This is a genomic window from Methylobacterium ajmalii (assembly GCF_036448855.1).
Classification (GTDB): Bacteria; Pseudomonadota; Alphaproteobacteria; order Rhizobiales; family Beijerinckiaceae; genus Methylobacterium; species Methylobacterium ajmalii.
The window spans coordinates 48,394-67,115 of sequence record NZ_JAZFXT010000053.1; the positions used below are offsets into that span (position 1 = coordinate 48,394).

Genomic DNA, 18,722 nt, shown 5'->3' on the forward strand with positions numbered 1-18,722 from the left:
CGGTCAGGCCCGCAGCAGGCCGCGGGGGGCGAAGAGCGGCGAACCGCCGGCGTCGCGGTCGGCATCGAGCCGGCGCAGCAGGCTCGCCACCTCCCGGGGCGAGCCGACGGCCAGCGGCGTCCGCCGTTGCAGGTCGTCGGTGGCGAGGTCGAGGATCGCCCGGCCGCGCCCGTCGCTGGCGGTGCCGCCGGCCGCCTCGATCGCCAGGGCGACCGGGGCGGCGGCGTGGACGAGGCGTATGCCGCCGGCATCGCGGTCGTGGCCCATGTCGGCCGGGCGCAGATGCAGCCCGCCATGGGTCAGCACCCGCTGCGCGCCCGCCGAGAGCGAGGCCATCAGCGAGGTCCAGCCGACCGGTGCCTCGTCGCTCCGGCGCGTGGCGTCGGGCCCGCCCCGGGGGCTCGTCTCCCGGACGCGCAGGGAGACCGGCGGCCGGAAGGCGCCGCTCTGCGGGTCGAGGATCCGGGACGTGGTCGCGGTACCGTCGGTCAGGGTCAGCAGGGTGCGCGGCCCGTAGGTGACGAAGCCCGCGGCCACCTGCGTGCGGCCGGGCGCCCGGAAGGCGCAAGCCGGGTCGGCGCCGGCCGGGCGCAGCGAGAAGATCGTGCCCGCCGGCATGCCGCCGTCGAGGTCGTCGGCCCCTTCGAGGGGGTCGAGCGCGAGGACGAGGGCGGCGCCGCGCCGATGCGGCTCGGGCTCCTCCCGGTCGGGCCAGGCGATCGCCGCGACGTCGGCCTCGCGCAGCGCCTCCGCGAACAGGCGCCGGGCCATGCCCTCGGGGCTGCCCGGGAGTGCGTCCGCGAGGGCGCCGGCGGTCGCCGCGGCGGCCGCCGCGAGGGCGGCGATCACCGGGCCGACGGCCGGCGGCCGGCGCGGCGTCGTCGCCTCGGTGCGGGCGCTCAGAAGCATGTCCTGTCTCCGAGCCTTGTCGGTGCCTCTCGGGGGCGTCATCCGTCTCCGCTGGCCGTCAGCTTAGGCGCCCGGGGGTAGCGCCGTCACCCCGTCCCGAAGTACGGGATGCGCGGAACTCCGCCGCGATGTCGAACGGATCCTTCCACCGATCGCCGGCCGAGGAGCGGATGGCGCAGGACCGCATACGCAACCTCTCGCTCAAGCAGCTCCATGCCGTGGCGGCGATCGCCCGGCTCGGCACCATGACGCGGGCGGCGCAGGAACTGAACGTCACCCCGGCCGCCCTGACCGCGCGGATCAAGGGCCTCGAGGACGAGATCGGCCTGCTCCTGTTCGACCGCACCCATGCGGGGCTCAAGCCGACCGATGCCGGCCGCGAGCTGCTCTGGGCCACCGACAGCATCGGCACCGTGCTCGACACCTGCGCCGAGCGGCTGCGGGCCCTGCGCGGCGGGCGCGGCGGCAAGGTCTCCCTCGGCGTGGTCTCGACCGCGAAATACTTCGCGCCGAGCATCGTCGGCGGCTTCGCCCGGGCCCATCCGGGGGTTGAGATCGACCTCGTGGTCGGCAATCGCGGCGCCACCGTCGAGACCCTGCGCGACTACCGCGTCGACCTCGCGCTGATGGGCCGGCCGCCGCGGGACTTCCCGATCGCCGCCGAGGCCTTCGGCCCCCACCCCCTGGTGGTGATCGCCCCGCCCGGCCATCGCCTGGCGGCGCGCCGCGGCGTGACCCGCGAGGAATTGGCCGAGGAGCCGTTCCTGGTGCGGGAATACGGCTCGGGCACCCGCACGGTGTTCGAGGAGTTCATGGCCGGGCTGCTGGTGCGGCGCGCGCCGATCGGCATCGACAACGGCTCGAACGAGACCATCAAGCAGACCGTGATGGCGGGCCTCGGGATCGCGCTGATCTCCGGCCACACGGTGGCCATGGAGGTGGCGGCCGGCCGCCTCGTGCTCCTCGACGTCGAGGGCCTGCCGATCCGGCGCGACTGGTTCGCGGTCCGGCGGGCCGAAAAGGTGCTGAGCCCCGCCGGCCAGGCCTTCTGGGACTTCCTGGTGGAGGAGGGCGCCACCTGGCTGCCGGAACTGCCGGGCGCGGCCCGGTAGCGGATCAGGCGGCCTCGCCCCGGACCGGCTCCGGCGGGAGGTCGGCGGGCACCTCGCGCAGCAGGGCCGGAACCCGGGCCCAGGGTTCGGTCAGGGCCGGCAGGTCGCGCAGGCGCGCCGCCGCCGAGGCGCCGACCGCGAGGATATCGTCCCAGCGCGACAGGAAGGCGGCGACGCAGGCCGGATCGAAGTGGCGGCCGCTCTCCGCCTCGATGCAGGCGCGCGCCTCGCAGGCCGGCATCGCCGCCTTGTAGGGCCGCACCGTGGTGAGCGCGTCGAACACGTCCGCCACCGCGACGATGCGGGCGGCGAGCGGGATCGCCTCGCCGGACAGCCCGCGGGGATAGCCGCCGCCGTCCCAGCGCTCGTGGTGGGATTCCGCGATCTCGGCCGCGAGCCCGATCAGGGCGCAGTGGCTGCCGCCCAGGATGCGCTTGCCGATCTCCGCATGGGTGCGGATCAGGGCGAACTCCTCCGCGTCGAGACGGCCGGGCTTGAGCAGCACGCCGTCCGGGATGCCGACCTTGCCGACGTCGTGGAGCGGGGCCGCGAGGTAGACTCGCCGGCACAATTCCGCGTCGAGCCCCAGGGCCTCGGCCATGATCTGGCTGTAGCGGGCGACCCGCCAGGTGTGGTCGCCGGTGTCGTTGTCGCGGTACTCGACCGCGAGGGACAGGCGGAAGATGATCTCGGCCTCCCGCTCGCGCAGGACCCGCACCGCCTTCTCGACCTCGCCGGCGAGCCACGACGCCTGGTCGTCGAGCCGGCGCACCGCGGTGGCCAGGCGCACGACGTTGCGCATCCGCACCTTCATCTCGACCCGGCCCATGCGCTTGTCGAGGAAGTCGGTCGCCCCCGCGTCCAGGGCGGCGAGCCGGGTCCGGTCGTTGACCTCGCTGGTGATCATCACGATCGGCACCTGGGCGTAGTGCTCGATCGCCCGCAGGTGGCGGATCACCGCGATGCCGTCCATCTCGGGCATGTTGTAGTCGACGAGGACGAGGTCGAAGGCGCGCATCCGCGCCTCGTCGAGGGCCGAGAGTGGGTTGTTGATGGCGGAGACGTAGACCTGCTGGTCGTGCTCCAGGAGATGCTTCAGCCGCAGGAGTACCGTCTGGCTGTCGTCGATGACGAGTACGTCCATCTGCCTTCTCCCGCGGCGCACAGCGTCCGACCTTCGGCCGACCCCGCGGCGTGGGAAGCCCTCGCGGCTGCCCATGTGCGAAACCAGGATTCGATCTTCCTGGCGCGGCATCTTGGATTTGGCCACTTAACCGAGAGTAAACGGAGCGCATCGGATTTGGCCGTCACGGTTACGCCGGCATTTCTGTCGTCGGCGCATCCGGAACGAACAATGCAGCCATGATGCCGACGAGCGACGCGAGGCTCGATCGAACGATCTGCCGGCACTCCGCCGGGAAAGCGGGCGGATCTCGTCTCGTGATGATCCTGCGGCGGCGGCGTATCTTCCGGACCGTCATGCCGCCGAAAGACATGCGTCGGCGGCCAGCGGGTGCCGCGGCACGGTACGGAGTCTGTCGGACCGGGTCGCTCTGCTGCGAGTCGCCCGCCCGTGATGCGGCTCGATCCCGACGGCGAGCCTACCGGCCGGGATCGTCCCGGCCGGTGGATCGGATGTCGGAGCATTTTCCGACGAAGTGGGTACCGGCTCGTCGTAGAAAATGCGGCAAAACAAATACTGGGAGAGCTTCGCGATCGCTGCGCGATCGTGAAGCTCTCTAGAAGTAGAAGCGCGGACCGTAGATCCGGCGGTAGTGCGGCCGATAATAGGGACGATAGTAGCGGCGGTAATACGGGCGATAGGCGCGCCGGTAGTACGGCCGGTAATAGTAGCGCCGGTAGGGCCGGTAGCCGTAGTAGCGGCGATACGGGCGGTAGCGGTAGTAGCGGCGGTAGTAGTACGCCTTGCCGACCAGCGCCGTGGCGGGGGCCGCCTCGGCTGCGAGGGCGCCGGCGGTCGGCAGGGCGGCGGCGGAGCTGCGGCTGGTGCCGAGCCCGATCCCGGCGACCAGAAGGGTCAGGACCAGGCCGATCCATCGTAGGGCGCGCATGATGTCGGTCTCCCTCGGGCGGCGCGACGCTCGTCGCCGGCGCCCCGTCTGCAATTGGACAACGAGACAGAGAAGGCCCGCCGGATCCGCGGCGGGACGCCCGCCCGACGACCGAGGGGCGCTTACCGAACAACTAGATCGCGACGGCCCCGCTTCAATCGACGCATCCCGCAAACGTGAGGACCGGGCGGGACGCCCCGCATCCCCTGCGGCACCGGCCCTCGCTTGCCGGGACGGGGCGGCCCGCGTACCTGTCGGGCGTCCCCTCGGAGATCCCTGCGCCCATGCCGTTCCGGCCCTTCGACGCCCTGTGCGCCCTCCTGCCCGAGCGGTGGGCGCGCCGCCATCCGGTGGTGCCGGTGGTGCGCCTGAGCGGCGCCATCGGGGCGGTCTCGCCGCTGCGGGCCGGCCTGTCCCTGGGCGCCTGCTCGCCGGCGCTCGAGCGGGCCTTCGGCATGAAGGGCATCCGGGCGGTGGCGATCGTGATCAACTCGCCCGGCGGCTCGGCGGCGCAGTCGCACCTGATCTTCCGGCGCATCCGGGCGCTCGCCGCAGAGGCCGAGGTGCCCGTCCTGGCCTTCGTCGAGGACGTCGCGGCCTCGGGCGGCTACATGATCGCCTGCGCGGCCGACGAGATCTTCTGCGATCCTGCCTCCCTCGTCGGCTCGATCGGTGTGGTCTCGGCGGGTTTCGGCTTCACCGGCCTGATCGAGCGCCTGGGCGTCGAGCGCCGGGTCCATACCGCCGGCAAGGCCAAGGCGATGCTCGACCCCTTCCGGCCCGAGAACCCCGACGACGTCGCCCGGCTCAAGATCATCCAAGCCGACGTGCAGGCGATGTTCACCGAGCTCGTGCGCAGCCGCCGCCCGGCCCTGTCGGGCGATCCCGACGAGCTGTTCTCCGGTGCGGTCTGGACCGGGCGCCAGGGCCTGGCGCTCGGCCTCGTCGACGGCCACGGCGACGTGCGCTCGGTGCTGCGGAGCCGCTTCGGCGACACGGTGCGGTTGCCGGTGGTCGAGCAGGCCCGCGGCGGCCTGCTCTCTCGGTTGCTGCGCCGGCGCGAGCCGGGCGCGGTCGGAATCGCGGCGATCGAGGGCATGCTCGCCACCCTGGACGAGCGCGCGGCCTTCGCCCGCTACGGGCTTTAGGGATCAAGGCGCCGCCGGCTCCCGCAGGCTCGCCGGCAGCTGCGTCAGGCACAGGATCTGGTCCTGCCGCTCGTAGGTCTCGCGCTCGCGGATCGCCCGCTCGACCTCGTCGGTGTCGGCGGTGGAGTAGCGCAGGCCGAAGGGGATCGAGCCGTCCTTCGGGTAGGCGGCGAGCTTGCGCCGGGTCTCGGCGCGGCAATAGGCGACCCAGTCCGGCGGCAGCCCGAGCCGGCGGGCGGTGGCCGCCACGGCGGCCCCGACCCGGATCTGCGCCTCGCGCTCGCTGCGGGCGAGCGCCCGGTCGTCGAGCCCGTTGATCAGCCCGGTGACCACGAAGCCGAGGGCGACCACGATGCTGACGAGGACGAACAGGCTGCGCATCGTCGAGGCCTGCTCCCACGCGGTGGTTCGGGCGTGAGACTCCAGATGTCGCGCCGGGCCGCCTTGGCAACCCGGCGCGACGGGATGCTCAGTTGCCGCGCAGGAGCGCCTCGAGCACCTTCGCGCCGGGACGGCCGGTCTGCGGCATGCCGAGGCGGCGCTCGACGTCCTTGATCGCGTCGCGGGTCTTGGCGCCGACCTTGCCGTCCGGCTCGCCGACGTCGTAGCCGCGGGAGGCGAGCGCGCTCTGGAGGCTGCGGCGCTCGGCGCGCGACAGGGGCGGGTCGTCGGTCGGCCAGGCGGTCTGCACGCCGGCCTTGCCGCGCAGGCGGTCCGACAGGACCGCGATGGCGAGCCCGTAGGATTCGGCGGCGTTGTAGGAGTAGATCGCGTCGAAGTTCTTCGTCACCAGGAAGGCCGGGCCGGCGGCGCCGGCGGGCGCCAGGATCCCGACCGGTCCCTCGGCCGAGAGCGGCCGGCCGTCGAGGCGGGTGACGCCGAGCGAGGCCCAGTGCCCCACCGGCTTCTTGTTCTTGCGGCCCGCCGCCGCGACGTTGAAGCCCGGCGGCAGCCGCACCTCGTAGCCCCAGGGCTGGCCGTTGTGCCACTTGGCGACGCGCAGGAAGTTGGCGGTGGAGCCGACCGCGTCCGGCACCGAATCGACCACGTCGCGCCGCCCGTCGCCGTCAAGGTCGACGGCGAGGCGGTGATAGGTCGTCGGCATGAACTGGGTCTGGCCGAAGGCCCCGGCCCAGGAGCCGGTCAGGCGCTCGGGCGCGATGTCGCCCCGGGCGATGATCTTGAGGGTGGCGATCAGCTCGCCCTTGAAGAACTCGCGCCGGCGGGTGCCGCCGCAGGCGAGCGTCGCGAGCGACTGCACCAGCGGCATCTTGCCGAGGTTCTTGCCGAAATTCGATTCGACGCCCCACACCGCCGCGATGGTGTAGCGGTCGACGCCGTAGCGCGACTCGGCCAGCGCCAGGGCGCTCGCGTGCTGGCGCATGGCGGCGCGGCCGTCGTCGACCCGCTCGTCGTCGACGAGGGCGGCCATGTAGTCCCAGATCGGCGTCTTGAACTCGGGCTGGGCCTGGGACAGCTCGATGACCTTGTCGTCGAAGCTGATCCCGGCGGTGGCGGCCTGGAACGCCGCCGGCGAGACGCCGGCCGCCGCGGCCTCCTGGCCGATTCCGGCAAGGCAGGAGCGGAAATCCGCCAGCGCCGCCTGGGGCAGGCCGAGGCCGGCGAGGCAGAGCAGGGTGGCGGCCTTGAGGGTCGCGCGCCGCGTCATGCAGAAATCTCTCCCGTTTCGCCGATCCAAGCACCGGAATAGGGCGTCATCAGGGTTAAGGAAAACCTGACGAACTCGGCGACCGACGGGAGATCCGCCGCGGCGAACGGCCCATCGGCCCGGCGGGATTATTTTTGTCGGAGAGCATCATGCCCGGAAAGGCGTCTTGCTCCGTCGGTGCCGGCTTGACGTGAGCGGAAGGTCCCAAACCACCCACGACCTCATCCCGAGGTGTTGGTCGATTGCAAATCGACCGACCTCGAAGAAGGTCTCCAGTTCGCGCAGGGGTGACTGGAGCCCTCCCTCGAGGTCAGTCCATCGCAGATGGACTGACGCCTCAGGATGAGGTCGTGGGCGAGAGGAAAATTTAATTTCTAGTGCCGCGTCTGACAATCAGCCACGCTCTCAGGCCCAGGGGCGCTCGGCGAGCTTCTGCTCGTAGGCGTCGATCGAGGCGGCCTTCTCGAGCGTCAGGCCGATGTCGTCGAGACCGTTGATGAGGTTGTGCTTGCGGCCCGGATCGATGTCGAAATGCAGGGTGCCGCCGTCCGGCCCCTTGATGATCTGGTTCTCGAGGTCGATCGTCAGCGTCGCGTTGGCGCCGCGATTGGCGTCGTCGAGGAGCTTCTCGAGGTCCTCGGGCGACACTGTGATCAGCAGGATGCCGTTCTTGGCGCTGTTGTTGAAGAAGATGTCGGCAAAGCTCGTCGAGATGATGCAGCGGATGCCGAAATCGGCCAGCGCCCAGGGCGCGTGCTCGCGCGAGGAGCCGCAGCCGAAATTGTCGCCCGCCACCAGGATCTTGGCGTTGCGGTAGGCTGGCTGGTTGAGGACGAAGTCCGGGTTCTCGGAGCCGTCGTCGCGGTAGCGCATCTCGGAAAAGAGGCCCTTGCCGAGGCCGGTGCGCTTGATCGTCTTGAGGTACTGCTTGGGGATGATGCGGTCGGTGTCGACGTTGACGATCGGCAGCGGCGCCGCGACGCCCTCGAGAACGGTGAACTTGTCCATTGTGTCTGCGTCCGAGATGCGTGCCGCGCGGGGAGGACCCGCGCGGCGCCAGTTCGGAGGTGTTCTAGCAACTCGCCGGTGCGGCGGGAAGCGCGCGCCGCGTTAGTGCGAGCGGGTCGCGCTCACCGCGACCCCGACAGCTCCAGCACGTCGTCGAAGGTCCTGAGCCCCGGCCGCGGCGAGTTCACCAGCACCGCCATGTTGCCGGGCGCGTGCTGGTTCTTCCACATCTTGGTGTGGGCCTCCGGGATCTTGTCCCAGGGGAAGAGCTCGCTCATGCAGGGATCGACCCGGCGGTCGATGACGAACTGGTTGGCGGCGGCCGCCTGTTTCAGGTGGGCGAAGTGCGAGCCCTGGATGCGCTTCTGGCGCATCCAGACGTAGCGGGCGTCGAAGGTGATGTTGAAGCCGGTCGTGCCGGCGCAGAACACCACCATGCCGCCGCGCTTCACCACCAGCGCCGAGACCGGGAAGGTCGCCTCGCCCGGGTGCTCGAACACGATGTCGACGTCGTTGCCCTTGCCGGTGATGTCCCAGATCGCCTTGCCGAACTTGCGGGCTTCCTTGGTCCACTCGTTGAACTCGGGCGAGTTGACCTTGGGCAGCTGGCCCCAGCAGTTGAAGTCCTTGCGGTTGATGACGCCCTTGGCGCCCAGGCTCATGACGTAGTCGCGCTTCGACTCGTCGGAGATGACCGCGATGGCGTTGGCGCCGGCCGCCGCGCAGAGCTGCACGCCGAACACGCCGAGGCCGCCCGACGCGCCCCAGATCAGCACGTTCTGGCCCGGACGGATGGTGTGGGGCGCGTGGCCGAACAGCATCCGGTAGGCCGTGGCGAGGGTGAGCGTGTAGCAGGCGCTCTCCTCCCAGGTCAGGTGCTTGGGTCGCTTCATCAGCTGGCGCGACTGCACCCGGCAGAACTGGCCGAAGGACCCGTCCGGGGTCTCGTAGCCCCAGATGCGCTGGGTCGACGAGAACATCGGGTCGCCGCCGTTGCACTCCTCGTCGTCGCCGTCGTCCTGGTTGCAGTGGACGATGACCTCGTCGCCGACCTTCCAGCGCTTCACCTTGGCGCCGACCGCCCAGACGATGCCCGAGGCGTCCGAGCCGGCGATGTGGAAATCGGCCTTGTGGACGTCGAAGGGCGAGATCGGCTCGCCGAGGCCCGCCCAGACGCCGTTATAGTTGACGCCGGCGGCCATCACGAGGACGAGCACCTCGTCGTCGCCGATCGACCAGGTCGGCAGGACCTCGATCTGCATCGATTCTTCCGGCGGCCCGTGCCGTTCGCGCCGGATCGCCCAGGCGTACATCTTGGACGGGACGTGACCCAGTGGCGGGATCTCGCCGATCTCGTAGAGATCCTTGATCTCGGTCCCACCCTTCGGGGACCCACCCTTCGACACCGGATCCAGCGCGGCGCTCGCTGCCATCGTGGTCCCTCCCTTGAAATATTGCACTGCACCGTGGATCCTAGCGGTGTTCTAAGGGGCCTCCAATAGCCCTTTTGGCGGTCGGTGCGACTTGTCGGCCTTAGGTCAAGGATGACGGTCGACCCGCGCGTGTCTACCATCCGGGCGCGAGTGGGCACCGCCCACCGGGCCGGTCAACGAGGGCGAGGGCGGAAATGGGCGAACCGGAGGTCAAGCGCGACAAGCCATGGATCATCCGCACCTATGCGGGCCATTCCACGGCCGCGGAATCGAACGCGCTCTACCGTGGCAACCTCGCCAAGGGGCAGACCGGCCTCTCGGTCGCCTTCGACCTGCCGACCCAGACCGGCTACGACCCCGACCACGAGCTCGCCCGCGGCGAGGTCGGCAAGGTCGGCGTCTCGATCGCGCATCTCGGCGACATGCGGACCCTGTTCCAGGACATCCCGCTCGCCCAGATGAACACCTCGATGACCATCAACGCCACGGCCCCCTGGCTGCTGGCGCTGTACCTCGCGGTGGCCGAGGAGCAGGGCGCCCCGTTCTCGGCGCTGCAGGGCACGACCCAGAACGACATCATCAAGGAATACCTGTCGCGGGGCACCTACGTCTTCCCGCCGGGGCCCTCGCTCAGGCTCACCAAGGACGTGATCCTGTTCACGACGAGCCAGGTTCCGAAGTGGAACCCGATGAACGTCTGCTCGTACCACCTGCAGGAGGCCGGGGCGACGCCGGTCCAGGAGCTGTCCTACGCGCTGGCGGTCGCCATCGCGGTGCTCGACACGGTGCGGGACGATCCCGATTTCGACGAGGCGAGCTTCTCCGACGTGGTCGGGCGGATCTCGTTCTTCGTCAATGCGGGCATGCGGTTCGTCACCGAGATCTGCAAGATGCGGGCGTTCAGCGATCTCTGGGACGAGATCACCCGCGACCGCTACGGCATCACCGACGAGAGGAAGCGCATCTTCCGCTACGGCGTTCAGGTGAACTCGCTCGGGCTCACCGAGCAGCAGCCCGAGAACAACGTTCACCGCATCCTGATCGAGATGCTGGCCGTCACCCTCTCGAAGCGCGCCCGTGCCCGTGCCGTGCAGCTGCCGGCCTGGAACGAGGCGCTCGGCCTGCCGCGCCCCTGGGACCAGCAATGGTCGATGCGGATGCAGCAGATCCTCGCCTTCGAGACCGACCTGCTGGAATACGACGACATCTTCGACGGCTCGGTCGCCATCGACGCCAAGGTCGAGGCGCTGAAGACCGAGACCCGGGCCGAGCTCGCCCGGATCGGCGCGCTCGGCGGCGCCGTCACCGCGATCGAGACCGGCCTAATGAAGCGGGCGCTGGTCGAATCGAACGCGAAGCGCATCGCCGCGATCGAGCGCGGCGAGCAGGTCGTGGTCGGCGTCAACAAGTTCCAGAACGGCGAGCCCTCGCCGCTCACCTCCGGCGACGGATCGATCTTCACCGTCTCCGAGACCGTCGAGATGGAGGCCAAGAGCCGCATCAAGGCCTGGCGCGCGCAACGCGACGCCGCCGCGGTCGCGGCGGCGCTCGACGAGCTCGAGGCCGCCGCCCGCGAGGGCCGCAACGTGATGCCGGCCTCGATCGCCTGCGCCAAGGCTGGCGTCACCACCGGCGAGTGGGGCGAGCGCCTGCGCCAGGTCTTCGGCGAGTACCGCGCGCCGACCGGCGTGACGCCCGAGACCGCGACCTCCGGGGCGGCCGAGGAGGCGCGCCTCCTCGTCGCCGATCTCGGCGAGCGGCTCGGCGAGGCGCCGAAGCTCGTCGTCGGCAAGCCCGGCCTCGACGGCCACTCAAACGGCGCCGAGCAGATCGCGCTGCGCGCCCGCGACGTCGGCTTCGACGTGACCTACGACGGCATCCGCCAGACCCCGGCCGAGATCGTCGCCAAGGCGCGCGAGCGCAACGCCCACATCATCGGCCTGTCGATCCTGTCTGGCTCGCACGTCCCGCTGGTGCGCGAGGTCCGGGCGCTGCTGCGCCAGGAAGGCCTCGACCACATCCCGGTCGTCGTCGGCGGCATCATCTCGTCGGAGGACGAGCTGGTGCTGAAGAACATGGGGGTCGCGGCGGTCTACACCCCGAAGGACTACGCCCTCGACACCATCATGGTCGGCCTCGCCAAGGTGGTCGAGCGCGCGATCGCCCGCCGCGATGCGGAAGCCGCGGAGCCGCGGCGCGAGGAGGTGTTCTGAGGGCGGGTCCACTTTTCGCCGGTCGCAGCCACGACCGGCGTCATCCACGATCCGCGAGAGATCGACGGGGTCGTCCTTCGTGAGCCTAGGGATGGGGTCGATCTGCGGAGGTGCTGCAGGTCGACCGACGGCCTGCAGGCTGTCCGACGTGCCCGTCTCGAGATGCCACCGACTCGGGCGCGATCAGCGCAGATGCGCGAAGCTCCAGCAAATCCCGGACGAGCGTCAGGAACTCGACCGGGGTCGCGATCCCGGGCCGTCGCTGTGACGGCGTCCGAGATCCCGGCTCGGGTCCCGACGCTCGCGCCGAGCGCAATCCCTAGCCGATGCTGTGACGCCCACCACACGCGGTTCGGATGGGGGCCGAAGCGACGATCGGCAAGGGGTGGAGAGAGAGGACGGCCGGGAGTTCTCGCCGTCTCGAGGACGGATCGAAAGACGCTGCCTGCGAGCCGCCGGACCGGCCGGGCTGAACCGGGGAACGTTATCCATGAGCCTTGGCGACTTGCCGACACTGGTGACCCGGCGCGAGGATGCCCTCACCCTGCTCGAGGCCGTTGCCTCGGGCGTCGACCAGCGCGCGTTCGCGCCGTTCGTGCGAGCGCTCACCACCCCCGAGGTCGAGCAGGCGGTCGCGATCATGCGCGGCTCGGGCAACGAGATGAGCCCGCCGGTCCACCTCGGCGCCCTCCTCGCCGCGGCCGGCCTGGTGACCAATGACGAGGTGTTCCAGGCCCTCGACGCGCGTCGGGCCCGCGCCCGAGGGAGCGGTGGCGTGAGCGACGATCCCGACGTCTACGAGGGCATCGAACCACACCGTGTTTCTTGAAGGCTGTTCGTCTTCGGTCCGGCGGCCGAGGCTTGGTCGCCGACGTTGGCATGATCGCGCGCTTCGGATTCGGTGTGAGGGACGTTGCCGATCGGTGCGAGCAGGCGGCGGCTGTCGTACCGGTCGATCCATTCCAGGATGGCGTACTCGACGGCCATGATGGGCCGCCACGGCCCGCGTCGGTGGATGACCTCTGCCTCGACAGGCCGTAGATCCTCTCGGCCAGGGCGTCGTCGTACGGCTCCCCGACGCGGGTGCACCATCACGCTCCGGGACTGTACGTGCAACGCGGCGCATTCCAGGGCCGAGCGGAGCGCATGGCGCCCGGCCCCCATCGTGCGACAAGGGGCGGGGCAGAGCCTAACAACAGCCCGCGACGCGAGGAAACATGCACAACAGCGAGGCGATCTGGGGGCACGTCGACGAGCACGCGGAGGCGTTCGTCGCCCTCTCCGACCGGGTGTGGGAGATGCCGGAGCTCAACTTCCAGGAAGTGCGCTCCGCGGCGGAGCACACCGCGATGCTGCGCGCCCAGGGCTTCCGGGTGACCGAGGGCATCGACGGCATCCCGACCGCCATGATGGGCGAGGCCGGGGAGGGCGGTCCCGTCATCGCGATCCTTGGCGAGTACGACGCGCTGCCGGGCTTGAGCCAGGAGGCGGGGGTGGCCGAGCATCGGCCGCGTCCGGGGGAGGGCGCCGGTCACGGCTGCGGTCACAACCTGCTCGGCGCCGGCGCGCTGCTGGCCGCCACCGCCGTCAAGGACTGGCTCGCCCGTGAGGGCCTGCCCGGCCGCGTGCGCTACTACGGCTGCCCGGCGGAAGAGGGCGGAGCCGCCAAGACCTTCATGGTGCGCGACGGCGTCTTTTCCGATGTCGACGTGGCGATCACCTGGCATCCGGGCCCGTTCGTGGCGATCTGGGAGCCGGTCTCCCTGGCGATCCAGCTCATCGACTTCGCCTTCGTCGGCAAGGCCTCGCACGCGGCCGCCGCCCCCCATCTCGGGCGCTCGGCCCTCGATGCGGTCGAGCTGATGAATGTCGGCGTCAACTATCTGCGCGAACACATGCCGAGCGACGCGCGGGTGCATTACGCCTATCTCGATGCCGGCGGCATCGCCCCCAACGTCGTCCAGGCAAGCGCCACCGTGCGCTACCTCGTGCGCGCCGCCGACCTGCCGAGCCTCCTCGACCTCGCGGCCCGGGTGGAGCGGATCGCGCAGGGTGCCGCCCTGATGACCGAGACCACGGTGACGAGCCGGGTGGTGAGCGCGATGTCGAACCTGTTGGCGAACCCGCCGCTGGAGGAGGCGATGCACGCCAACCTGATGCGCCTCGGGCCTCCGCCCTTCGACGCCGAGGACCGGGCCTTCGCGGACAAGATCCGGGCGACGCTGACGGAAGAGGACATCGTCTCGGCCCATCGCCGCTTCGGCATGCCGGTGACCGACGCGCCGCTCTGCGACGCGATCGTGCCGCTGCGCGCGGTCGGCGAGCGGATGATGGGCTCGACCGATGTCGGCGACGTGAGCTGGGCGGTGCCGACCGTGCGGGCGCGGGGCGCCACCTACGCCATCGGCACCCCGGGCCATTCCTGGCAGATGACCGCCCAGGGCACGAACCCGGCGGCCCACAAGGGCATGATCCACGTCGCCAAGGCGATGGCCGGCACGGCGGTCGACGTCCTGCGCGACCCCGACCTCCTCGTCCGCGCCAAGGCCGACCACGCCGAGCGCTTGGCCCGCACGCCCTATCGCTGCCCACTGCCGGACGGTCTGGCGCCGCCCCTCGACATGGTGGGGTGAGGCGGCTTCCTCCCTCTCCCGGGCCCCGGACAGGGGTCCGGGCAGGAGACCGGGGAAGAGGTTCGGGGGCCAGGTGCCGTGTCCCCGAGGAATCGCCGGTTGCATCAAATGCGACGCTTTCGCCTCACCGGGCGACGAGATCTCGCCCCGTAGCGTCAAGCTCGACGGACGCCGACGGCCCGCATCGCGGACCGTCGGCGAGAAGGCCATGCCACCGTCGCACCGGAGCATGTCATGATCGTCACGGGTGCCTCTCTCCTCGGGCAGGTCCTCGCAAGCCGCGCGTCGCCCGGCTTCGCGCCGGCGGCATCGTCCTCTCCGGCAAGCCGTGATCCGGCCCCGGCGCCGGACGTCGCGACGCCGACGGTCGCCTCCGTGACGATGTCCCCGTCGATCCTGTCGGCTTTGCTCGACCTGCGGTCGTCCTCCCGCGCCTCGCCGGATGCGGGCACGCGGGACGAGGCCGCGTTGTCCGATCGGCCCGGGGCCGGATTCCGGACCACCGTGGATCCCGGCTTGGTGCGCGAGACGATGGCGGTGCTCGAAGGTCGGAGCGGGGCCGGTGCAACGGCAGGGAGGGACGGCGTGGCCCGCCTGCTCGACTTGCTCGCGGCGAGCCGAATGACGGGCACTGACGCCAGGGCCACGGCCGGACAGGCGCCGGGCTCGGTCTTCGACCTGCTCGACCGGGCGGTCGCCCACTGAAGGCGGGCCCGCGACTCCTGGCGCGGGCTACCGACCGTCAGGCCTCGCGTCCGCGGTGGCGGCGCAGCCACGATGCCGCGTAGCCGCAGAGCGGCACGATCTGCCGGCCCTCCGCCCGCGCCGTCTCGGCGACCGCCCGCATCAGCCGGTCGGCGGTGCCGGTGCCGCGCAGGGCCGGCGGCGCGTACACGTATGCGATTACGAGGGCGCCGGGCTGGCGGCGATAGTCGGCATAGACGACCTCGCCGTCCACCTCGAGCTCGAACCGGCTCCGCCCCGGATCGTCGCGCATTCCCGTCCCGTGCATGGCGCCGCCCGGCCTCTCGCGTATCTGGGGCAAGACCCCGATGCCGGCCCGGTTCCCGTCAGCCGGCCAGTGCCGCGCGGAGCCGCTCGGCGTGGGCCGCCAGCACGGCCGGATCGGCCATGCCCTCGACGTGGCGGCGCGGCGGCGCGCCCTCGTGCCGGGGCAGGACGTGGACGTGGAGGTGGAAGACGGTCTGCCCGGCCGCCGCCTCGTTGTACTGGTAGACCGCGACGCCGTCGGCCGCGAAGGCCGCCTTGGCGGCCCGGGCCACGCGCTGCACGGCGGCGTAGAGTGCCCCGAGCGTCGCCGGGTCCGCGTCGAGCAGGTTGCGGCTCGGGACCTTGGGCACCACCAGGGTGTGGCCGTCGGCCTGGGGCATCACGTCCATGAAGGCGACGACGTGCTCGTCCTCGTAGACCTTGTGGCACGGCACCTCGCCGCGCAGGATCTTGCCGAAGATGTTCTGGGGATCGTAGGCGGTCTCGGTCATCTCGAAATCCCGTGTCGCTGCGAGCTCGTGGGAGCGCGGGCCGGGGCCGACGCTCCCACGGCGGCGTTCCGGGCCTGCTCCTGCGGCAGGACGGCGCCCCGGCGCAACCGCTCATTTCCGGCAAGGGTCTGTCGGCAAGGGTCTGCCGGCAAGGGTCTGCCGGCGAAGGCGCCGCCGGCACGGGACGGCGAGGCCGGACCCGCCGGGGGGCGGGTCCGGCCCCCTTCCGTCACGCCGCCGAGCGCCGCTCGACCAGCCGGGCGAGGTAGGCCGCGCCGAGCGGGATGATCGCGTCGTCGAAGTCGTAGGCCGCGTTGTGGACAGCCGCCCCGCCCTTGCCGTCGAGCCAGGCATAGGCGCCCGGCACGGCGAGCAGCATGTCGGCGAAGTCCTCGCTGCCCATCTTGGGCTCGGGCGCGGTGTCGACCTTGGCCGCGCCGAACAGCTCGGTGGCGATCTCGGCGGCGGCCCGCGTCTGGGCCTCGCTGTTGCGCAGCACCGAGAAGATGTTGCGGATGTCGACGACGATCTCGGCCCCGAAGGTCGCCGCGATGCCGGCCGCGATCTCGCGCATGCGCTTGGCCACCAGGGCGCGGATGTCGTCGTCGAAGGTGCGGATCGTGCCGGCGAGGTGGGCCTCCTCCGGGATCACGTTGTAGGCCGCCCCGGCATGGACCTGGGTGATCGAGAGCACGGCCGATTGCAGCGGATCGGCGTTGCGGCTGACGATCGTCTGGAGCGCCTGGACCAGGGCTGCCTGGACCACCACCGGATCGACGCCGCGGTGCGGTTGCGCCCCGTGGGCGCCGCGGCCGACGATGCGAATGTCGAAGAAGTCGGCCGCCGCCATCGCGGCGCCGGCGCGCACCGACAATTCGCCGACGCGCCCGCCGGGGTTGTTGTGCAGGCCGTAGACCTCGTCGCAGGGAAAGCGCGAAAAAAGCCCGTCGGCCAGCATGGCGCGGGCTCCCCCCAAGCCCTCCTCGGCGGGCTGGAAGATGAACACCGCGGTGCCGTCGAAGTCGCGGGTCTCGGCGAGGTACTTGGCGGCGCCGAGCAGCATCGTGGTGTGGCCGTCGTGGCCGCAGGCGTGCATCTTGCCCGGCACGGTCGAGCGGTAGGGGAGGTTCGTCGCCTCCTCGATCGGCAGCGCGTCCATGTCGGCGCGCAGCCCAATGCGGCGCGCACTCGTTCCGCGGCCCGTCAGGACGCCGACGACGCCGGTGCGGCCGATCCCGCGATGGACCTCGATCCCCCAGGAGGCGAGGTTTTCCGCCACGATGCCGGAGGTGCGCACCTCCTCGAAGCCGAGCTCGGGATGGGCGTGCAGGTCGCGCCGGATGGCCGTGAGGGCGTCGAGGTCGGCGGAGATGCGGTCGATCGGGGACATGCGGCGGAACGCTCCGGGACGTGACGGCCCGTGTCGCCAGGGCCTGACGGCACGCATCCTCCGGTGGCCGCAGGCGCGAGTCCAGGGGCTCCGATGCATGGGGCTCCGATGCATGGGGCACGGATGCCTGGGGCGCGGATGCTTGGGGCGCGGATGCAATCGCCGTATCCGGCCGCCCGCGCCCCGGATCGCTCAATCGGCGATGGCGCCGTAGACGAGCTGCTTGATCTCGCGCCGGTAATGGGCGCGGCTCGGGCCCGGCGCCTGGGTCATCATCACCACCGCCAGGTCCTCCTTGGGATCGACCCAGAAGAAGGTGCCGGCATAGCCTGCCCACATGAACTCGCCCTTCGAGCCCGGCACCCCGGCGATGCCGGCGTCCTTGCGCACCATGAAGCCGAGGCCGAACGTGTAGCCGGGCACGCCCATCAGCAGCTCGCCCGGGCCGACCACCGGCTTGATCCGGTCGCCGAGATGGTCGGCGGTCATCAGCTCGACGGTGGTCCGGCTGAGCACCCGGGTACCGTCGAGGCTGCCGCCGTCGAGCAGGGCCTGGGCGAAGCGCAGGTAGTCGGCGGCGGTGCCGTAGCCGCCCGCACCCCCGGAATCGTTCTTCGGGACGGCGCCGTCGATGAGCCGGTTCGGCGCGCCGGTGGCGGGATCGTTCGGCAGCGCCTGGGCGATCCGCCCGGCCTTGTCGGCCGGCACCGAGAAGCCGGTCTCGGTCATCTTCAGCGGCCGCAGCACCCGCTCCGCCAGGTAGTCGCCGAGGCGCCGGCCGGAGGCCTTCTCGACGACGCGGCCGAGCACGTCGACCGCGAGGCTGTACTGCCAGACCGTACCGGGCTGGTAGGCGAGGGGCGCCCCGGCGATCCGGCTGGTGAACTCGTCCGGGGTCAGGTCGGTGGTGTTGTAGTCGAAGTCGGGCTTGAACAGGCCGGCCTTGGCGTAGGCGGCCTTCACCGCGGGGTTGGTGGTGATCTCGCCGTAGGCGAGGCCGGCCGAGTGGCGCAGGAGGTCCTGCACGGTCGGCGCGCGCTCGGCCGGGACGAGGTCGGGCGCGGCCTCGCCGAGCGCGTTCGGCCGGGTGCCGGCGACCTTCAGGTCCTTGAATTCGGGCAGGTACTTCGCGACCGGGTCGGTCAGCTGGATCCGGCCGTCCTCCACCAGCGTCATCGCGGCGACCGAGGCGAGCGGCTTCGTCATCGAGTAGATACGAAAGATCGCGTCCTTCTCCAGCGGCGCCCCGGCGGCCTTGTCGCGGAAGCCGAAGCTCTCCGCGTAGGCGAGGCGGCCGCGCCGGGCGATCATCACCACGGCCCCCGGCAGGCGGCCGGCGGCCACCTCCTCTTCCATCACTTGCCTGATCCGGCCGAGCCGCTCGGAGGAGAGCCCGACCTCCTCCGGCCTCGCCGGTGCCAGGACCTCGCCGGTGCGCGGACGCAGGGCCGCATCCGCGACGGCCGGGGTTTGCAGGGCAGGGATGGACAATGCCAGCACCACCCCGAGGCAGCCCGACAGGACCCGGCGGGACGCGCGCCCGCGTCCTCCCTCGCTCGTCGACATGACGTTTCGCTCCCGAACCGGAGCCTCTTGTCGGGCCCCGTCCTGGGAGCCTAGAGCATTTTGCGAC

17 protein-coding genes are annotated in these 18,722 nt (G+C 71.3%); 6 read left to right on the top strand and 11 right to left on the bottom strand.

Annotated elements, in window-relative coordinates:
- Positions 1–3: 3 nt before the first annotated feature.
- Positions 4–909, bottom strand: a complete 906-nt coding sequence (locus tag V3T34_RS21935) for an FIG domain-containing protein (protein WP_305077362.1) — start codon at positions 907–909, stop codon at positions 4–6.
- A 185-nt stretch (positions 910–1,094) separates the two neighbouring features.
- Here V3T34_RS21935 and V3T34_RS21940 point away from each other — a divergent pair, with 185 nt between their 5' ends.
- Positions 1,095–2,021 (top strand): LysR family transcriptional regulator, encoded by a 927-nt coding sequence (locus V3T34_RS21940; RefSeq protein WP_060850837.1) that lies wholly within the window; start codon positions 1,095–1,097, stop codon positions 2,019–2,021.
- Between the two features lie 4 nt (positions 2,022–2,025).
- Here V3T34_RS21940 and V3T34_RS21945 read toward each other — a convergent pair whose 3' ends face one another.
- Both V3T34_RS21945 and V3T34_RS21950 read right to left on the bottom strand, forming a co-directional pair.
- Complete coding sequence (locus V3T34_RS21945; RefSeq protein ID WP_060849921.1) at positions 2,026–3,165, bottom strand: HD domain-containing phosphohydrolase; 1,140 nt, start codon at positions 3,163–3,165, stop codon at positions 2,026–2,028.
- A 595-nt stretch (positions 3,166–3,760) separates the two neighbouring features.
- Positions 3,761–4,093: a hypothetical protein gene (locus tag V3T34_RS21950; RefSeq protein ID WP_244533715.1), complete on the bottom strand. Its 333-nt coding sequence runs from the start codon at positions 4,091–4,093 to the stop codon at positions 3,761–3,763.
- A 284-nt stretch (positions 4,094–4,377) separates the two neighbouring features.
- On the opposite strand from V3T34_RS21950, the gene V3T34_RS21955 reads away from it, so the two are divergent.
- A complete protein-coding gene (locus V3T34_RS21955) occupies positions 4,378–5,241 on the top strand; it encodes a S49 family peptidase (protein WP_091887876.1) in 864 nt (287 codons plus the stop codon).
- Between the two features lie 3 nt (positions 5,242–5,244).
- Here V3T34_RS21955 and V3T34_RS21960 read toward each other — a convergent pair whose 3' ends face one another.
- The 4 genes from V3T34_RS21960 to ccrA form a co-directional block, all read right to left on the bottom strand.
- Positions 5,245–5,622: a hypothetical protein gene (locus V3T34_RS21960; RefSeq protein ID WP_060849923.1), complete on the bottom strand. Its 378-nt coding sequence runs from the start codon at positions 5,620–5,622 to the stop codon at positions 5,245–5,247.
- An 88-nt stretch (positions 5,623–5,710) separates the two neighbouring features.
- Positions 5,711–6,910, bottom strand: coding sequence for a lytic murein transglycosylase (locus V3T34_RS21965; RefSeq protein ID WP_060849924.1), 1,200 nt, complete (start codon positions 6,908–6,910; stop codon positions 5,711–5,713).
- 405 nt (positions 6,911–7,315) lie between these two features.
- Positions 7,316–7,918 carry a 3-isopropylmalate dehydratase small subunit gene (gene leuD, locus V3T34_RS21970; protein ID WP_091749196.1) on the bottom strand — a complete coding sequence of 201 codons (603 nt, stop codon included), beginning with the start codon at positions 7,916–7,918 and terminating at the stop codon, positions 7,316–7,318.
- A 122-nt stretch (positions 7,919–8,040) separates the two neighbouring features.
- Positions 8,041–9,351, bottom strand: coding sequence for a crotonyl-CoA carboxylase/reductase (gene ccrA, locus V3T34_RS21975; protein ID WP_305077363.1), 1,311 nt, complete (start codon positions 9,349–9,351; stop codon positions 8,041–8,043).
- Positions 9,352–9,545: 194 nt separating this feature from the next.
- Here ccrA and V3T34_RS21980 point away from each other — a divergent pair, with 194 nt between their 5' ends.
- From V3T34_RS21980 to V3T34_RS22000, 4 genes are all read left to right on the top strand, one after another.
- Positions 9,546–11,564: a protein meaA gene (locus tag V3T34_RS21980; RefSeq protein WP_305077364.1), complete on the top strand. Its 2,019-nt coding sequence runs from the start codon at positions 9,546–9,548 to the stop codon at positions 11,562–11,564.
- 490 nt (positions 11,565–12,054) lie between these two features.
- Entirely contained in the window at positions 12,055–12,393 is a 339-nt protein-coding gene (locus tag V3T34_RS21985; protein WP_305077365.1) for a hypothetical protein, read from the top strand.
- 388 nt (positions 12,394–12,781) lie between these two features.
- Entirely contained in the window at positions 12,782–14,197 is a 1,416-nt protein-coding gene (locus V3T34_RS21995) for a M20 family metallopeptidase (protein ID WP_305077366.1), read from the top strand.
- Between the two features lie 234 nt (positions 14,198–14,431).
- Positions 14,432–14,902, top strand: coding sequence for a hypothetical protein (locus V3T34_RS22000; protein WP_305077367.1), 471 nt, complete (start codon positions 14,432–14,434; stop codon positions 14,900–14,902).
- Between the two features lie 37 nt (positions 14,903–14,939).
- Here the strand turns inward: V3T34_RS22000 and V3T34_RS22005 are convergent, their stop codons facing one another.
- From V3T34_RS22005 to V3T34_RS22020, 4 genes are all read right to left on the bottom strand, one after another.
- Complete coding sequence (locus V3T34_RS22005) at positions 14,940–15,194, bottom strand: GNAT family N-acetyltransferase (RefSeq protein WP_305077368.1); 255 nt, start codon at positions 15,192–15,194, stop codon at positions 14,940–14,942.
- A 73-nt stretch (positions 15,195–15,267) separates the two neighbouring features.
- Positions 15,268–15,699, bottom strand: a complete 432-nt coding sequence (locus V3T34_RS22010; protein ID WP_091887866.1) for an HIT family protein — start codon at positions 15,697–15,699, stop codon at positions 15,268–15,270.
- Positions 15,700–15,928: 229 nt separating this feature from the next.
- Positions 15,929–17,089: a M20 aminoacylase family protein gene (locus V3T34_RS22015; protein WP_060849932.1), complete on the bottom strand. Its 1,161-nt coding sequence runs from the start codon at positions 17,087–17,089 to the stop codon at positions 15,929–15,931.
- A gap of 192 nt (positions 17,090–17,281) precedes the next feature.
- Positions 17,282–18,655, bottom strand: coding sequence for a serine hydrolase domain-containing protein (locus V3T34_RS22020; protein ID WP_305077369.1), 1,374 nt, complete (start codon positions 18,653–18,655; stop codon positions 17,282–17,284).
- Positions 18,656–18,722 lie beyond the last annotated feature (67 nt).

Bases quoted from the DNA above. Each gene is read 5' to 3' on its own strand.
- V3T34_RS21945 (WP_060849921.1), bottom strand. From the start codon at position 3,165: ATGGACGTACTCGTCATCGACGACAGCCAGACGGTACTCCTGCGGCTG.
- V3T34_RS21980 (WP_305077364.1), top strand. From the start codon at position 9,546: ATGGGCGAACCGGAGGTCAAGCGCGACAAGCCATGGATCATCCGCACC.
- ccrA (WP_305077363.1), bottom strand. From the start codon at position 9,351: ATGGCAGCGAGCGCCGCGCTGGATCCGGTGTCGAAGGGTGGGTCCCCG.
- V3T34_RS21995 (WP_305077366.1), top strand. From the start codon at position 12,782: ATGCACAACAGCGAGGCGATCTGGGGGCACGTCGACGAGCACGCGGAG.
- leuD (WP_091749196.1), bottom strand. From the start codon at position 7,918: ATGGACAAGTTCACCGTTCTCGAGGGCGTCGCGGCGCCGCTGCCGATC.
- V3T34_RS21955 (WP_091887876.1), top strand. From the start codon at position 4,378: ATGCCGTTCCGGCCCTTCGACGCCCTGTGCGCCCTCCTGCCCGAGCGG.
- V3T34_RS21950 (WP_244533715.1), bottom strand. From the start codon at position 4,093: ATGCGCGCCCTACGATGGATCGGCCTGGTCCTGACCCTTCTGGTCGCC.
- V3T34_RS21935 (WP_305077362.1), bottom strand. From the start codon at position 909: ATGCTTCTGAGCGCCCGCACCGAGGCGACGACGCCGCGCCGGCCGCCG.
- V3T34_RS21965 (WP_060849924.1), bottom strand. From the start codon at position 6,910: ATGACGCGGCGCGCGACCCTCAAGGCCGCCACCCTGCTCTGCCTCGCC.
- V3T34_RS21960 (WP_060849923.1), bottom strand. From the start codon at position 5,622: ATGCGCAGCCTGTTCGTCCTCGTCAGCATCGTGGTCGCCCTCGGCTTC.
- V3T34_RS22005 (WP_305077368.1), bottom strand. From the start codon at position 15,194: ATGCGCGACGATCCGGGGCGGAGCCGGTTCGAGCTCGAGGTGGACGGC.
- V3T34_RS22010 (WP_091887866.1), bottom strand. From the start codon at position 15,699: ATGACCGAGACCGCCTACGATCCCCAGAACATCTTCGGCAAGATCCTG.
- V3T34_RS22020 (WP_305077369.1), bottom strand. From the start codon at position 18,655: ATGTCGACGAGCGAGGGAGGACGCGGGCGCGCGTCCCGCCGGGTCCTG.
- V3T34_RS22000 (WP_305077367.1), top strand. From the start codon at position 14,432: ATGATCGTCACGGGTGCCTCTCTCCTCGGGCAGGTCCTCGCAAGCCGC.
- V3T34_RS22015 (WP_060849932.1), bottom strand. From the start codon at position 17,089: ATGTCCCCGATCGACCGCATCTCCGCCGACCTCGACGCCCTCACGGCC.
- V3T34_RS21985 (WP_305077365.1), top strand. From the start codon at position 12,055: ATGAGCCTTGGCGACTTGCCGACACTGGTGACCCGGCGCGAGGATGCC.